Origin of the sequence: Streptomyces griseomycini (genome assembly GCF_014203535.1) — a bacterium.
Taxonomy (GTDB): Bacteria; Actinomycetota; Actinomycetes; order Streptomycetales; family Streptomycetaceae; genus Streptomyces; species Streptomyces griseomycini.
Map to the genome: position 1 here is coordinate 414,375 of NZ_JACHJI010000007.1, position 13,114 is coordinate 427,488.

General features: G+C 72.0%; 18 protein-coding genes. 4 read left to right on the forward strand and 14 right to left on the reverse strand.

Annotated elements, in window-relative coordinates:
- Positions 1 to 49: 49 nt before the first annotated feature.
- On the reverse strand, positions 50 to 778 hold the full coding sequence (locus tag FHS37_RS22150; RefSeq protein ID WP_229890047.1) for an HAD family hydrolase: 729 nt from the start codon (positions 776 to 778) through the stop codon (positions 50 to 52).
- Between the two features lie 258 nt (positions 779 to 1,036).
- Complete coding sequence (locus tag FHS37_RS22155; protein WP_229890046.1) at positions 1,037 to 1,912, reverse strand: GntR family transcriptional regulator; 876 nt, start codon at positions 1,910 to 1,912, stop codon at positions 1,037 to 1,039.
- Between the two features lie 143 nt (positions 1,913 to 2,055).
- Here FHS37_RS22155 and FHS37_RS22160 point away from each other — a divergent pair, with 143 nt between their 5' ends.
- On the forward strand, positions 2,056 to 2,244 hold the full coding sequence (locus tag FHS37_RS22160; protein ID WP_184823952.1) for a hypothetical protein: 189 nt from the start codon (positions 2,056 to 2,058) through the stop codon (positions 2,242 to 2,244).
- 66 nt (positions 2,245 to 2,310) lie between these two features.
- On the opposite strand, the gene FHS37_RS22165 is transcribed toward FHS37_RS22160, so the two are convergent.
- The gene (locus FHS37_RS22165) at positions 2,311 to 3,219 is read right to left on the reverse strand and encodes a winged helix-turn-helix domain-containing protein (protein WP_184823954.1); all 909 of its coding nucleotides are present in this window, start codon (positions 3,217 to 3,219) and stop codon (positions 2,311 to 2,313) included.
- Between the two features lie 180 nt (positions 3,220 to 3,399).
- Between FHS37_RS22165 and FHS37_RS22170 the strand changes: the two genes are divergently transcribed.
- Positions 3,400 to 3,585 carry a hypothetical protein gene (locus tag FHS37_RS22170; RefSeq protein ID WP_184823956.1) on the forward strand — a complete coding sequence of 62 codons (186 nt, stop codon included), beginning with the start codon at positions 3,400 to 3,402 and terminating at the stop codon, positions 3,583 to 3,585.
- A gap of 173 nt (positions 3,586 to 3,758) precedes the next feature.
- Here the strand turns inward: FHS37_RS22170 and FHS37_RS22175 are convergent, their stop codons facing one another.
- From FHS37_RS22175 to FHS37_RS22185, 3 genes are all read right to left on the reverse strand, one after another.
- Positions 3,759 to 5,015 (reverse strand): GNAT family N-acetyltransferase, encoded by a 1,257-nt coding sequence (locus FHS37_RS22175; RefSeq protein ID WP_184823958.1) that lies wholly within the window; start codon positions 5,013 to 5,015, stop codon positions 3,759 to 3,761.
- Between the two features lie 182 nt (positions 5,016 to 5,197).
- Positions 5,198 to 6,169 (reverse strand): asparaginase, encoded by a 972-nt coding sequence (locus FHS37_RS22180; RefSeq protein ID WP_184823960.1) that lies wholly within the window; start codon positions 6,167 to 6,169, stop codon positions 5,198 to 5,200.
- Between the two features lie 75 nt (positions 6,170 to 6,244).
- Complete coding sequence (locus FHS37_RS22185; protein WP_184823962.1) at positions 6,245 to 6,880, reverse strand: RsiG family protein; 636 nt, start codon at positions 6,878 to 6,880, stop codon at positions 6,245 to 6,247.
- A gap of 177 nt (positions 6,881 to 7,057) precedes the next feature.
- On the opposite strand from FHS37_RS22185, the gene dtd reads away from it, so the two are divergent.
- Positions 7,058 to 7,483 carry a D-aminoacyl-tRNA deacylase gene (gene dtd / locus FHS37_RS22190; protein WP_184823964.1) on the forward strand — a complete coding sequence of 142 codons (426 nt, stop codon included), beginning with the start codon at positions 7,058 to 7,060 and terminating at the stop codon, positions 7,481 to 7,483.
- A 44-nt stretch (positions 7,484 to 7,527) separates the two neighbouring features.
- Here dtd and ygfZ read toward each other — a convergent pair whose 3' ends face one another.
- From ygfZ to FHS37_RS22205, 3 genes are read right to left on the reverse strand one after another with little or no spacing between them, the layout of a single operon-like run.
- A complete protein-coding gene (gene ygfZ / locus FHS37_RS22195; protein ID WP_184823966.1) occupies positions 7,528 to 8,496 on the reverse strand; it encodes a CAF17-like 4Fe-4S cluster assembly/insertion protein YgfZ in 969 nt (322 codons plus the stop codon).
- A gap of 9 nt (positions 8,497 to 8,505) precedes the next feature.
- Positions 8,506 to 8,943 carry a Fur family transcriptional regulator gene (locus FHS37_RS22200; protein ID WP_184823968.1) on the reverse strand — a complete coding sequence of 146 codons (438 nt, stop codon included), beginning with the start codon at positions 8,941 to 8,943 and terminating at the stop codon, positions 8,506 to 8,508.
- A 15-nt stretch (positions 8,944 to 8,958) separates the two neighbouring features.
- Positions 8,959 to 9,534 (reverse strand): heme-binding beta-barrel domain-containing protein, encoded by a 576-nt coding sequence (locus FHS37_RS22205; RefSeq protein ID WP_184823970.1) that lies wholly within the window; start codon positions 9,532 to 9,534, stop codon positions 8,959 to 8,961.
- Positions 9,535 to 9,842: 308 nt separating this feature from the next.
- Here FHS37_RS22205 and FHS37_RS22210 point away from each other — a divergent pair, with 308 nt between their 5' ends.
- Complete coding sequence (locus FHS37_RS22210) at positions 9,843 to 10,205, forward strand: DsrE family protein (RefSeq protein ID WP_184823972.1); 363 nt, start codon at positions 9,843 to 9,845, stop codon at positions 10,203 to 10,205.
- A 93-nt stretch (positions 10,206 to 10,298) separates the two neighbouring features.
- Here FHS37_RS22210 and FHS37_RS22215 read toward each other — a convergent pair whose 3' ends face one another.
- From FHS37_RS22215 to FHS37_RS22230, 5 genes are all read right to left on the reverse strand, one after another.
- Positions 10,299 to 10,559 carry a DUF3099 domain-containing protein gene (locus FHS37_RS22215; protein WP_184823973.1) on the reverse strand — a complete coding sequence of 87 codons (261 nt, stop codon included), beginning with the start codon at positions 10,557 to 10,559 and terminating at the stop codon, positions 10,299 to 10,301.
- Positions 10,560 to 10,713: 154 nt separating this feature from the next.
- On the reverse strand, positions 10,714 to 11,001 hold the full coding sequence (locus tag FHS37_RS22220) for a DUF1416 domain-containing protein (protein ID WP_004986406.1): 288 nt from the start codon (positions 10,999 to 11,001) through the stop codon (positions 10,714 to 10,716).
- Between the two features lie 42 nt (positions 11,002 to 11,043).
- Positions 11,044 to 11,889 carry a sulfurtransferase gene (locus FHS37_RS22225; RefSeq protein ID WP_184823975.1) on the reverse strand — a complete coding sequence of 282 codons (846 nt, stop codon included), beginning with the start codon at positions 11,887 to 11,889 and terminating at the stop codon, positions 11,044 to 11,046.
- A gap of 124 nt (positions 11,890 to 12,013) precedes the next feature.
- Positions 12,014 to 12,121, reverse strand: a complete 108-nt coding sequence (locus FHS37_RS41130) for an Ms5788A family Cys-rich leader peptide (protein WP_351714517.1) — start codon at positions 12,119 to 12,121, stop codon at positions 12,014 to 12,016.
- A 197-nt stretch (positions 12,122 to 12,318) separates the two neighbouring features.
- Positions 12,319 to 13,059 carry an LmeA family phospholipid-binding protein gene (locus FHS37_RS22230; protein WP_184823978.1) on the reverse strand — a complete coding sequence of 247 codons (741 nt, stop codon included), beginning with the start codon at positions 13,057 to 13,059 and terminating at the stop codon, positions 12,319 to 12,321.
- Positions 13,060 to 13,114: the final 55 nt, after the last annotated feature.

The following is a 13,114-nucleotide window of genomic DNA, read 5'->3' on the forward strand; positions in this document are numbered from 1 at the left end:
GACGCCCGTGTGTACGGGCCGACGCGGACGGCGGTCCGCCGACGCGGGGTCACCGACCCGGGTGATCCGACCGCAGGATGTCGAGGACCGACTTCAACGAGCACTCGATGACGTCGGCCCCTACGGCCCTGAGTTCGGCGTGTTTGCGTTCGCTGGTCGCATAGCCGAGGAAACGCACACCGGCCTCCGCCGCCGCCCGGCAGTCTCCGGGACTGTCACCGATCATCAGGGCGTCCGGGGGTGCCGCCCCCATGGTGTTCAAGGCGTGCACGAGGCAGTGGGGGTGGGGCTTCAGGAGGTCGAGCCGGTTCGTCCGTCCGTAGATGTGGGGGGCGAAGCCGCTGAGCAGCCGACGGCCGTCGAGGTAACTGCGCACTGCGTGAGCGGAGTTGTTGGTCACCACGGCGAACCGGCTGCCGAGCGCGAGCCAGGTACGGATGACGGGATCCGCGTACGGGGTGGGCATGGCCGAGAACACGGCGTGCAACTCCTCCTGGGTGAGGCGCTCCTCGAGCTCCGCGACCAGGTCGCTGTCGGGGTGGCGACGGTCGACGGCGCGCAGTACCACCTGTGGGTCCGGGTGTTCCCGCTCCTTCTCGGTGAGCAGCCCGCTCAGCCCCTGACGCTCCAGCCACTCGACGAGTTCCTTCGCCACCTGCTCGGCCTTGTGGCCCGCGAACAGGCGGCAGATCGGTCCGTCGAAGTCCCACAGGACCACGCGGGCACGTGTGATCAGGCTCCGCAGCACGTTCGGGTCTTCCGTGGTCTCATCTGTCACCGGATCAGTCTGCGTCGTGCCAGGAGCCATCGGGAGCCTCCGGGACGCCCCGTCTTCGGTCCGGGGAGGGACCCGGGTCCCTCGCGTGCCGCCGTCCGTCCGTGGAGTTCTCCGGGCGCGCGGAAGGAGAGACGGGCGCGACGCTCGTCCGGGCCGGTCCGGACCCGGCCGGCGTCGAGGGCACGGGACCTCCCGGAGCGCTGCTCCGGGGGGCGGCCCGGGCCGGGACTCCCCTCCCGCCGGGGAGGGGAGCGGTCACTAGGAGAGCGTCAGGTCCGTCGTGATGGTTCCCCAGAGGGCGTCGAACCACTTCTGGGACTCCTCCACGAACGCCCGGTCCCGCTGCCCGGCCTGCTTGACGAAGGAGAACAGCAGGGACCGGGAGCCCAGGGCGTCGTACATCTCCAGGGTCCGGCTCTCCCACTCCTCCTCGCGCCGGGTGAGCATGTAGTAGCCGATCAGCGCCTCCGCGCCGTTGAGCAGGTACAGCTTCACCGGCGGGGTGAAGGGGAGGGCGCGGAACGAGACGTGCACGTCGGTGCCGTGCGTGGCGCGCAGGGCGAGCAGGTTGTGCTGGAGCACCCGGGCCTGGGCGTTGCGCTGGGCCAGCCAGCGCTCGTGGACCGGGTCGTCGTCGCCGTCGCGGCCCTCGACCGGGACCGGGAAGGCCAGGCTGATCTTCCGGGACGGCAGCAGGACGCGGACCTCGACCGACTCGGGGCGCAGGCGGCCCTCGTGGATGTGCCGGACCGGCTCGCTCAGCGCCAGCATGAGGCTCTCGGCCGTCAGGCAGACCGCGTCGATCCGCACGTGAGCCGACGAGAAGGCCTCCGTCAGGCGGGGCGCCAGCCCCACCATCGTCGGCTGGGGCTCCTCCCGGGCGGGGGCCGGCTCGGCGATCCGCGGCGGGCTGCCCTTGCTGACGTTGGTGAGGAGGCCGTCCTCCTGGAGCGCGCGCAGGGCCTGGCGCACGGTGCCGCGCTCCACGCCGAACTCCTCGGCGAGTTCGGCCTGGGTGGGCAGGCGGTCGCCCGCCCTGAGCTCGCCGGCGCGGATGCGCTCCCGCAGGATGTCGGCGATCTCCTGGGGCGAGAGCCTTCTGCCGCCGTTCACTGACACGTTCTCCTGGGCCACGGCCGAACGCTACAACTTTGATCCATCTGAGGGGAGTTGTTTGGGAGTTGTTTATAGGTAGGGACCAAGCGGGGACAACTCCATATGAGTTGGTTGCCAACTTTGCCAAGTTGGTGGAAGTTCTGCTTCCGAAGGGGGAACCAATGCCCGTCCTCACCCTTGTTTCCGCCGTCCTCGTCCTCACCCTGGAGCAGCTCGTCCAGTGGAGGTACGGTGCCGCCGGCATCCTCGGCCTGCTGCTGCTCACCATAGGCATCAAGGCCAAGAGCCCGGGGGTCAGCTCCGCCGGGGCCGTCCTGCTCGTGCTGCTGGTGTCGCGGCCCGCCCTGTGAACCACCGCCGCGCCCCGGCCCGACGCCCCTCGTCCGACACCTCTGGCCCGACACCCGCGGGAGGCGTCAGCCCGTGAGCACCAGCTCCGAACTGATCGTCCCCCACAGTGCGTCGAACCACCGGTGGGACTGCTCCACGAACATGGCGTCCCGCGGTCCGGCGCCCCGCCCGAAGGCGAACAGCATGGACCGGACGCCCTGCGCGTCGTACATCTCCAGGTGCTCGTGGTCGATCATCGCCTCGCGCCGCGCCAGCGTGTAGTAGGCGAACAGCGCCTCCGCGCCGTTGAGCAGGTACAGCTTCACCGGCGGGGTGAAGGGCAGCGCCCGGAAGGAGACGCGCACGTCGATGCCGTGCGTGGCGCGCAGGGCCAGCAGGTTGTGCCGGAACACCTGCCCCTGGGCGTTGCGCTGGGCCAGCCAGTGCTCGTGGACCGGGTCGTCGTCGCCGTCGCGGCCCTCGACCGGGACGGGGAAGGCGAGGTCGATGTCCCGGCTGGGCAGCAGGACGCGGACGTCGACCTTGGCCGGTTTCAGCCGCCCGGCGTGGATCTGGCGCAACGGCTCCCCGAGGGCGAGGTTGAGGGAGACCGAGGTCAGGCAGACGGCGTCGATCTCGACGTGCTCGGCCGCGAACGCGGCGGCGATGCGGGGCGCGAGGGCCACCGTGGTGGGCAGCGGGGGTGCCGCGGGGCCGGTCAGCGCCCTTCCGGCGTCGGCCGCGACGGTCGCCGGGACCCCCTTGGAGATGTTGGTGAGCAACTGCTCGGACTGCAGGATGCGCAGCGCCTGGCGGACGACGCCGCGCTCGACGCCGAACTCGTCGGCGAGCCGGGCCTGGGTGGGCATGCGCTGGCCCGGCCGCAGCACTCCGGACCTGATCCGGGCGCGCAGCTCGTCGGCCACCTCGCGAGGTGTCCCCCGTGGCCGCTGCGACCTCTTCCGTCCGTTGACGGAGGTGTGTTCCGGCTCCACGACCGAACACTACAACTTCCCGCCATCTTTGGGCAGTTCATATGGAGGTGGTTATGAGCTGCTTCCAAGTGGAGATAACTACAGACAAGTTGGTCGCCAACTTGAGCAACATGGTCGGCACCCACGGGGGTCGGCCGCCGGAGTGACGGTTGGGAACCACCGACGACAAGGGGGACCACCATGCCGCTCGTCGCCATCGTCCTCGCCGCCCTGGCCCTCGGGCTCGAGCAGCTCGTCCAGTGGAAGTACGGACCGATGGGGATCATCGCCTTCGTCGCCCTCACCGTGGGCATCAAGGCGCGGAACACCGTGATCAGCGGCATCGGCGCGGTCATCCTCGTGATGCTGTTCGCCCAGTCCGGCTGACAGCGCCCCGCACGGACCACCGACCGGGCTCCCTTCCTGGAGGGGAGCCGGGAGCCCTGTCGGCCGGCACCACCCGCACCACCACAACCACAACTGAACAGCTCGCTACGGATGAGCGCGCACCCGTCGTCGACGGAAGGAGGCGGGCAGCAGGAGCGCGAGAGCAGCGTCGCTCAGAACATGTCCGGGCACCACGGTCGCCTGGAAGTACGCAGCAGGGCGTCGGCCTGACGGGCGGCGCCCGCTCGTTCTTCCCGCACCCGGCCCAGGGCCGCCAGCCGCACCGCCGACTCGTCCCCCAGCCACAGCGTCGCCAGCTCGGCGACGTCGAGCGTCAGATCGGCGCTCTCGGTGGTCGGCGCACAGGACCCGGCCCCGTCCGCCGCCGCCTGGAGCCGGTACCGCCCGCCGGCCAGTCCGCCGCCGTCGACCACCTCCAGCACCAGCGAACCCGCCGCCTCGTACGTCCGCGCCTCCAGGGCCCGTACGACGTCCAGGATCCGCACCCACAGCCAGTCCGCCTGGGTGGTGACGGCGGCGGCGCGCGGGTCCGGGAGGAAGTGCGGGAGCAGGTCGTCGGGGGCCCGCCAGCCGCTCTTCACCCTCACCACCCAGTCGATCGAGCACAGGTAGTGCCACAGCGCCCGCTCGGCGGCCGGGGTCACCCCGATCAGCCAGTTCACGCTGACCGTGTTCAGCGGCTGCTTGGCGTCGCCCCAGTGGTCGTCCGCCGTGTAGGCGGCCATGCCCTCGACCTCGCCGTCCGCCGAGCGGTACACGGCGAAGCAGGGCTCCTTCCAGGTCGGGTGGAAGCGCACGGCGCCGGTGGCGAGCTGCCACCACAGGTCGGTGCGGCCGACGGCGCCCGGCTGGACCCGGCGCAGCCGCTCGTGCAGGTCGGGGCCGAGCTTGCGCACGTCCTCCCCGTCCACGAGGTCGATCCGGCCGCCGTCGTCCGGGCCCGCCCAGCGGGGGTCGAGGCCGGTGCGCGGCACGTCGATCGTCCACTCGGTCGCCCAGGTGGCGGGGCCGAAGCCGTAGCGGCCGTAGATCGGGTACTCGGCGGCTATCAGGGTCGCCACGACGTCCCCGCCCTCCTTCGCGGCGGCGAGCTCCCCGGCCATCATCCGGGTGAGCAGGCCCCGGCGGCGATGGGTGGCGGTGACGGAGACGTTGGTGACGGCGTCGGCGGGCACGGTCGCGCCGCCGACGGCGGTGAGCTCCTGCGCGAAGGACCGGAACGTCGCGACGCAGCGCCCGTCGTCGAAGGCGCCGATCCGCCGGCCGGGCAGGAAGTGCCGGCGCCGCGCGTCGACCACCTCCTGCGGCGAGGTGGGCGCGTTCAGGAAACCGGTGTTGAGCGCCCGGTTCCAGTCGTCGAACTCGGACTCGGTGATGGGGCGTACGTCGATGACGGCACGGGAGGTCATGGGCTCACGGTAGGTCGCGGACCGGGAGGTGTCGCATGGTTTTCCCGGGCACCGCTCCGCACCTCCCCGACGCGTTTCCCCAGGCCCTTCCGGTGCTCCGGAGCCCCGGGGCCGGGACCGCCGGGCGGCCCGGCCGGCACCTGCCTCGCGGACCGGTCCCGCACCACCCCTGGGGACGGTCCTCAGAACACCGTCCGGATCTCCCCCACGACCTCCCCGCCGCCCGTCAGCGGCGCCCGGCCGATCCGCTCGACCGCCGGTGCGTCCACCCCCATGATCCCCAGCGCCCGCGCGAGCACCGGCCCCAGGGCCCGCGTCGCCCCGTCGTCCACCTTGAAGGCGAGGGCGCGCCCGTCCGGCAGGGCGACGGCCTGGACGGCCTCCGCGCCCATCTTGGACAGGGCGCCCGGGACCTCCCGCATCAGCCAGGTGTCGGCGCGGCGGGTGCCGGCGACGTACTCGGGGTGGGCGCGCATGGCGTCCGCGACGCGGCGCTCGGGGGTGCCGGGCTCGGCGAGGACGAAGGAGCGGTAGGCGCGGGCCAGGCCGACGAGGCTGATCGCCATCAGCGGGGCGCCGCAGCCGTCCGTGCCGACGGCGGCCACCCGCTCGCCCGCCGCGTCCTCCACACCCGCGTGGATGATCCGCTGGAGCGGGTGGTCCGGGTCGAGGTAGGTCTCCAGCGGCCAGTCCCGCAGCAGGCAGGCCGCCAGCATCGCGGTGTGCTTGCCGGAGCAGTTCATGGTCACCTTCTCCCGCACCCCGCCGGCCGCGAGGTACGTCTCCCGTTCCTCCGCGTCCAGCGGCAGGTCCGGCGGACAGCCCAGCTGCTCCTCGCCCAGCCCGTACTCGGCCAGCATCTTCCGCACCAGGTCGCGGTGGAAGCCCTCGCCCGAGTGGCTCGCGGCGGCCAGCGCCAGCCGCTCCTCCGCCAGGTCCAGGCCCGCCCGCAGCACGCCCGCCGCCTGCATCGGCTTGTTGCTGGACCGCGGGAAGACGGGTGCCGTCACCTCGCCCAGCGCCAGCTCCACGACCCCGTCGGCGTCCAGCAGGACCAGGCTTCCCCGGTGCCGCCCCTCGACGAAACCGGAGCGGACGACCTCCGCCAGGACGGGCGGTGCGGGCGGCACGGCGGGCAGGGACGGTGCGGACATCGGCGGTGGCCTTCCGGACGGGGGGACGCCCGCCCGGCACGGGGGCGGGCCCGGGATCACCGGGCCCGCCCCGCCTCACACGAGCAGGTCGTCGACTTGAGCTTCCCCTTCACGGTACCTGCGGGCGATTTCGGCGCTGCAGTCGTCGGCCGTGCGCTGCAGCCGCTGCCGCCGCCGGGACACCTGCTGCTCGTACCGCACCAGCCGCCCCAGCGCGGCGTTCAGCTCCCCGTCCGTGCGGGCGCCCAGGTCGGACAGCTCCACCTCGGCGAGCATCTCGGCCGCCAGCCGCCGGTACTCCTCGCCCCGCGGCGTGCCCAGCGTCACATGGCGGGCGGAGGACCGGTGCCGGGCCGGGGTGTCCCGCAGGATCTCCGGCAGCCGCTCCACCACGGACGCCTCCACCGGCACGGCGGCGACCGAGGCCGCGTTGCCCGGAGCGCGCCGGGCCAGCTCCGCCCCCAGGATGTCGATCCGTCCCTGGAGCAGCCGCCGTACGTAGCTGAGGTCGGCCTCGTCGCGCTGGGCGTCGCGGCGCAGGGTGCGCAGCTCGGCCAGGCTGAGCACGGTCAGGTCGTGCTCCGGCCGCTCCTCGGGCAGCACCGGACTGTCCGTGCGCTGCACGGGCGGCCGGTGGAACTCCCGCTCCCCGACTTCCGGGCGGGTCGACGCGACAGCCCCGGGCGGCTGTCCGGTCCTCGATGTGCTCATGTGCCTCAACCGTCCCCTCGACCGGCATGTGCCAGCATCGTCCCACCCCGCGCGGGCGCTATGTGTCCTACTGCCCCCGATCGGCCCCAGATGGGGGTTAAGGAGTAAAAATAGCCCGACCGGGGCCCCGCGCGGACCGCCGTCGGCCGGCTGTTCGGCGACCGGCATGATGGTCGTATGCGAGCAGTGGTGCAGAGGGTGGACGGCGCGAGCGTCGTCGTGGACGGCGAGACGGTGGGGGCGATCGAGGGCGAGGGGTTGTGCGTCCTCGTCGGCGTGACCCACGAGGACACCAAGGAGAAGGCGGCCCAGCTCGCCCGCAAGCTCTGGTCGATCCGGATGCTCGACGACGAGAAGTCGTGCAGCGACGTCGACGCCCCGCTGCTGGTGATCAGCCAGTTCACCCTCTACGGCGACGCCCGCAAGGGCCGCCGCCCCACCTGGAACGCCGCCGCGCCCGGTGACGTCGCCGAGCCGCTGGTCGACGAGGTGGTGGCCCGGCTGCGCGCGCTGGGCGCGACGGTGGCGACGGGCCGCTTCGGCGCGAAGATGCGGGTGTCGCTGACCAACGACGGCCCGTTCACCGTCCTGCTGGAGATCTGACCGCTTCCGGGGGTCGTTCCCGGGCCGGGCCGGCGGCCGACCGGTCAGGGCTCGACGACGGTCTCCTGGGCCGCGGCCGTCTCCCCGGCGATCAGCCGCGCGTCCACCGGCACGTTCCGCTTGACCAGCGCGAGCGCGACCGGCCCCAGCTCGTGGTGGCGCGCGGACGTCGTGACGAACCCGATCCTGCGCCCGTCGGGGCCCTCCCCGCCCGCCAGCCGGATCTCCGTCCCCGGCGGCGGCAGGTGGACCTCGCTGCCGTCCAGGTGCAGGAAGACCAGCCGACGCGGCGGCTTGCCCAGGTTCTGCACCCGGGCGACGGTCTCCTGGCCCCGGTAGCAGCCCTTCTGCAGGTGCACCGCACCGCCGATCCAGCCCAGCTCGTGCGGGATGGTGCGGTGGTCGGTCTCGAAGCCGAGCCGCGGGCGGTGCTGCTCGACGCGCAGCGCCTCGTGGGCGAGGATCCCGGCGGGCGGCCCGGCCTTCTCCGCGTACGACTCGAGGTCGGCGCGGGGCAGGAACAGGTCGCGTCCGTACGGGGTCTCGCGGACGACGACGCCCTCGGGCGCCTCCGTGATGGAACCGGCGGGCAGGTGCACCACCGCGGTGTCGGCGGTGCGGTCGGCGACCTCGACCCGGTAGAAGAACTTCATCGACTCCAGGTAGGCGATCAGCGCCTCCTGGGTGCCCGGCTCGACGTGGGCCCAGACCGTCTCGCCGTCGTCGACCAGGTAGAGCGCGTGTTCGATGTGGCCGTTCGCGGAGAGGATCAGCGCCTCGGTGGCCTGGTGCGGGGGCAGGTCGCTGACGTGCTGGGTGAGCAGCAGGTGCAGCCAGCCGAGCCGTTCCGGGCCGGAGACGGTGACGACCCCGCGGTGGGACAGGTCGACGAAGCCGGTGCCGTCGGCGAGGGCGCGCTGCTCGCGGAACAGGTCGCCGTAGTGGGCGGCCACGCCCTCGTCCACGCCCTCGGCGGGGACGGCGCCGGGCAGGGTCAGCAGGGGGCTCTTCATACGACCAGCCTACGACTCGGTAGTTGAAGTCTTCAGGGAGCAGTCGCCGCACCTGCCGAAGATCGCGAAGTGCTTCATGTCCGTGTCGAAGCCGAAGGAGTCCCGCAGCTTGGCCGTGAACTCGGCCGCCACCTCCACGTCCGCCTCGATGACGTTGTCGCAGTCGCGGCAGACCAGGTGCAGGTGGTGGTGCCGGTCGGCGAGGTGGTAGGTCGGGGCACCGTGCCCGAGGTGGGCGTGGCTGACCAGGCCCAGCTCCTCCAGGAGCTCCAGGGTGCGGTAGACGGTGGAGATGTTGACCCCCGACGCGGTCTTCCTCACTTCCACGAGGATCTCGTCGGGGGTCGCGTGCTCAAGGGTGTCCACGGCTTCGAGCACGAGTTGGCGCTGCGGCGTCAGCCGGTAGCCGCGCTGCCTGAGGTCGCTCTTCCAGTCGGTGCTCACCACACCACGAGTCTAGGCCTACTTGAAGAAGGCGATCCCGTCGTCCGGGAGGTCGTCGGGCAGGGCCTTGGCCCAGCGCTCGACCTCCTCCGGGGTGACGACCTTCTTCAGGTGCGCCGACATGTAGGGGCGCAGCTCGACCTCGGGGGTCTGCTTCTCGCCGACCCACATCAGGTCGCTCTTGACGTAGCCGTACAGCCGCTTGCCGCCGCTGTAGGGGCGGGAGGCGGCGGTGCGCGCCACCGCGTCCGTGACCAGGTCGATCTGCGGCTTCTGGGCGGCCAGCTCGCCGTACCAGATCTCGATGACGCCGTCGTCGCGGGTCATCGTCACCTCGACCTTGCGGTCGGCGTCGATGCGCCAGAAGCCGTGCTCGGACTCCAGCGGACGGACCTTGTTGCCGTCGCCGTCCAGCACCCAGGTGTGGGAGCGGTACTCCAGGAAGTCCCGGCCGTCGTGGGTGAAGGCGACCTCCTGACCGAAGTTGCACTTCTCGGCGCCGGGGAAGTCGTGCACGCCCGCGCCCGCCCAGTTGCCGAGCAGGAAGGCGAGCGGGACGAGGTCCTTGTGCAGGTCGGACGGAATCTCGATCATGAGAGGAAGTTCCTGGTCTCGGGTCAGCGCTGGCCCTGGTACAGCTTCTTCACGGTCAGTCCGGCGAAGGCGAGGACGCCGACGGCAACCAGGACCAACAGGATTTCGAAGAAGATCTCCACGGGGTGCTCCTTGAGCGGGGGGTGCGGTGTGTGCACAGGGCCGGTGCCCAGCTTACGCGGCCGGGGCCCGGCCCTCCGTGTGAGGTGTGCCCTCACGACGCGGGGGTGCCCTCACGGCGGTCGGCGGAGGGGCTCGGCCGAGCGGCCGGCGTCCGGGGGAGCGGGTGCCCTGACTACGATTCGGCCATGGCGAAGAAGCTCGTGATCAAGGTGACCGCGGGGGCCGACGCCCCCGAACGCTGCTCCCAGGCGTTCACGGTGGCGGCGGTGGCCGTGGCCAGCGGTGTGGACGTGTCCCTGTGGCTCACCGGCGAGTCCTCGTGGTTCGCGCTGCCCGGCCGTGCCGCCGAGTTCGAGCTGCCGCACGCCGCCCCGCTGCCCGACCTGCTGGACTCCGTCCTGGCCGCCGGCCGGATCACCCTGTGCACGCAGTGCGCGGCCCGCCGCGACATCACGGAGAAGGACGTCATCGAGGGCGTGCGGATCGCCGGCGCGCAGGTGTTCGTCCAGGAGGCGCTGGCGGAGGGGACCCAGGCGCTCGTCTACTGAGACGCCCGGTCCGGAGGCGGTACGGGTGCCCCGCCGGGGCGAGCGGCGCCCGTACGACGCCCCGGCCGCCGGAACCAGCCGGGCAGCCGGCCCTCACCGGGGCCGCTTCTTGCCGTCCAGCTCGTCCCACCACTCGTCGGACTGGGGGTCGCCGGAGGGGTCGTCCCACCAGCGGTCGTCGGGGCCGCGCCGGTTGGCGACCACCGCGGCGAGGGGCGGGATGACCATGGCGACCACGCACATGCCCACGGCCACCGGCACCGACCAGAGCCGCACGACGCCCCAGGCCAGGACGAACAGGACGACGCACGTGCCCATCATGGCGAAGTAGGCGTGCCGCCTCCGCGCGTACATGCCTCCAGCCTAGGCCTTTCGCTTGGGTCAGGCCCGCTCCCTGATCCGGCCTGATCCAGACGAGAGGCCTAGGACCGGACACGCCGAAGGGCCGCATCCCAGGCGTCCAACCCGTGGGATGCGGCCCTTCGGCGCGTGAGCCGGGTGAGCGGACTCAGACCGCGATCGCGACCTCGGCCAGGCCGCCCTGCTGGGCGACGACCGTGCGGTCGGCGGTGCCGCCGGGCACCAGGGCGCGGACGGTCCAGGTGCCCTCCGCCGCGTAGAAGCGGAACTGTCCGGTGGCGGAGGTGGGGACCTCCGCGGTGAACTCGCCGGTCGAGTCCAGCAGACGGACGTAGCCCGTCACCGGCTCGCCGTCGCGGGTCACCTGACCCTGGATGGTGGTCTCACCGGGCTTGATCGTCGAGGCGTCCGGGCCGCCGGCCTTCGCACCGCACATGTCTTACTCCTGAGGGGGTCTGGAGAGGTCGGTCGGGAGGGGTCACTTGCCGGGGCCGAGCTCGATCGGCACGCCGACGAGGGAGCCGTACTCGGTCCAGGAGCCGTCGTAGTTCTTGACGTTCTCGACGCCGAGCAGCTCGTGCAGCACGAACCAGGTCAGCGCGGAGCGCTCACCGATGCGGCAGTAGGCGATGGTGTCCTTGGCCAGGTCGACGTTCTCGGCGGCGTAGAGCTCCTTGAGCTCCTCGTCCGACTTGAAGGTGCCGTCGTCGTTGGCGTTCTTCGACCACGGGATGTTGGCGGCCGTCGGGACGTGGCCCGGGCGCTGCGACTGCTCCTGCGGCAGGTGGGCCGGGGCGAGCAGCTTGCCGGAGAACTCGTCGGGCGAGCGCACGTCGACCAGGTTCTGCGTGCCGATGGCGGCCACGACGTCGTCGCGGAAGGCGCGGATCGACGTGTCCTGCGGCTTGGCCTTGTACTCGGTCCTCGGCCGCTCCGGCACCTCGTCGCCGGGGACCAGCTCGCGGGCGTCGAGCTCCCACTTCTTGCGGCCGCCGTCGAGGAGCTTGACGTTCTCGTGGCCGTACAGCTTGAAGTACCAGTAGGCGTACGACGCGAACCAGTTGTTGTTGCCGCCGTAGAGGACGACCGTGTGGTCGTTGGCGATGCCCTTGTCCGACAGGAGCTTCTCGAAGCCCTCCTGGTCGACGAAGTCACGGCGGACCGGGTCCTGCAGGTCCTTGGTCCAGTCGATCCGGACGGCGTTCTTGATGTGGTTCTTCTCGTAGGCGGACGTGTCCTCGTCCACCTCGACGATGGCGATGGTCGGGTCGTCCAGGTGCTCCTGGAGCCAATCGGCGTCGACCAGGACGTCGCTGCGGCTCATGCTCTTTCTCCTCCGGGGCAGTTGCGGCGGGGCGTGCGAGTGAGAGGTGCGCGCGGTCGCACGGGACCGGCGCACGGGTGCCCTCAGCTGGGCGGTGCGGGAATGCGGACGAGGACGTGTCCGCTCAGAACGGTCGACAGAGCATGGCGGCGACACGGCACAGGTCTACTGCCCGCCGCTTCGTGAGATCCGCCTGTCCCCGCGACCGGAGGACGCTCGTCTGACACTGCATGGTGCCGATCGTAGGGACGGCAGGGCGGGCGTGTCACCGGCGTGTCGCATGCTGAGACGCGATCGTCCGCCATGCGGGATGAGTGAGCCGCGGGCCCGGCTCCCGCGGGCCCCGGGCCCGGGTGCGTCCGCCGCCGCAACTGCCCTGCGGACGCCTCCGTCTCGCCTGGCGGACACCACGGCCCGTCAAACCCTTCCCTACCCGACCAGACGGACGTCGGAACCCTTCACCGTGATCTCCACCCCGTCCCGCGCCGCCTCGACCTTGTCCAGCCGGATCCCGCCGGGCAGGCCGTCGATCCCCTGCTCGAAGTCGATGATCCGCCGCACCCGGGACTCGACGACCTCGACCCCGCCGAACGCGGGCAGCGCGTCCGCCCGCACGCGCACCGTGTCGCCGTCCACGACCGTCACCGAGCTGAGCACGGAGACCGGCTCGGGCAGCTCGGCGCCGAGCACGGTGGTCTCCACCTCGACCTTGATCTTCCCGTCGCCGCCGTCGGACAGGCCGACGACCTCGGCCGTGACACCGGGGCCCACCTGCGTGGCCTCGGACTTGGCGGCCCTGAGCAGCTCGTCGTAGGCGACGGTCGCGGTGCCGGTGGCGCTGTCGGCGACGGCGGAGCTGTAGTCGCCGGAGAACTCGACGCCCCTCATGTCGGCGCGCAGGTCGTCGATCCGGATCTTCCGGGCGCCGTCCCCGGTGGGGGCCTCGTACCCCTCGATCCCGACCCGCACCTCGTCGAGGGAGCCGCCGGCGACCTGGGTGAGGAACGGGAAGCCCTCGATGGACACGTCGGGGGTGGACGCGAGGCCCTCGGCCGCCTTCAGCCGGTCCGCCGCCTCGCCCTCGGCGAAGTGGACCGCGACGCGGTCCACGATCACGAAGATCCCGCCCAGTATCACGGCGATGACGAGCAGTATTCGCAGTGCGCGCATGCGGCGTTTCCCCACCCAGACATGTCCGACGGCATTCCCCGACGACCGGGCGGCC

Coding starts and splice junctions, on each gene's coding strand:
- ygfZ (WP_184823966.1), bottom strand. CDS start 8,496: ATGAAGAGCCCCCTGCTGACCCTGCCCGGCGCCGTCCCCGCCGAGGGC.
- FHS37_RS22180 (WP_184823960.1), bottom strand. CDS start 6,169: ATGTCCGCACCGTCCCTGCCCGCCGTGCCGCCCGCACCGCCCGTCCTG.
- FHS37_RS22175 (WP_184823958.1), bottom strand. CDS start 5,015: ATGACCTCCCGTGCCGTCATCGACGTACGCCCCATCACCGAGTCCGAG.
- FHS37_RS22215 (WP_184823973.1), bottom strand. CDS start 10,559: ATGTACGCGCGGAGGCGGCACGCCTACTTCGCCATGATGGGCACGTGC.
- FHS37_RS22220 (WP_004986406.1), bottom strand. CDS start 11,001: ATGTGCGGTGCGAAGGCCGGCGGCCCGGACGCCTCGACGATCAAGCCC.
- FHS37_RS22225 (WP_184823975.1), bottom strand. CDS start 11,889: ATGAGCCGCAGCGACGTCCTGGTCGACGCCGATTGGCTCCAGGAGCAC.
- FHS37_RS22210 (WP_184823972.1), top strand. CDS start 9,843: ATGGCGAAGAAGCTCGTGATCAAGGTGACCGCGGGGGCCGACGCCCCC.
- FHS37_RS22160 (WP_184823952.1), top strand. CDS start 2,056: ATGCCCGTCCTCACCCTTGTTTCCGCCGTCCTCGTCCTCACCCTGGAG.
- FHS37_RS22230 (WP_184823978.1), bottom strand. CDS start 13,059: ATGCGCGCACTGCGAATACTGCTCGTCATCGCCGTGATACTGGGCGGG.
- FHS37_RS41130 (WP_351714517.1), bottom strand. CDS start 12,121: ATGCAGTGTCAGACGAGCGTCCTCCGGTCGCGGGGACAGGCGGATCTC.
- FHS37_RS22205 (WP_184823970.1), bottom strand. CDS start 9,534: ATGATCGAGATTCCGTCCGACCTGCACAAGGACCTCGTCCCGCTCGCC.
- FHS37_RS22170 (WP_184823956.1), top strand. CDS start 3,400: ATGCCGCTCGTCGCCATCGTCCTCGCCGCCCTGGCCCTCGGGCTCGAG.
- dtd (WP_184823964.1), top strand. CDS start 7,058: ATGCGAGCAGTGGTGCAGAGGGTGGACGGCGCGAGCGTCGTCGTGGAC.
- FHS37_RS22185 (WP_184823962.1), bottom strand. CDS start 6,880: ATGAGCACATCGAGGACCGGACAGCCGCCCGGGGCTGTCGCGTCGACC.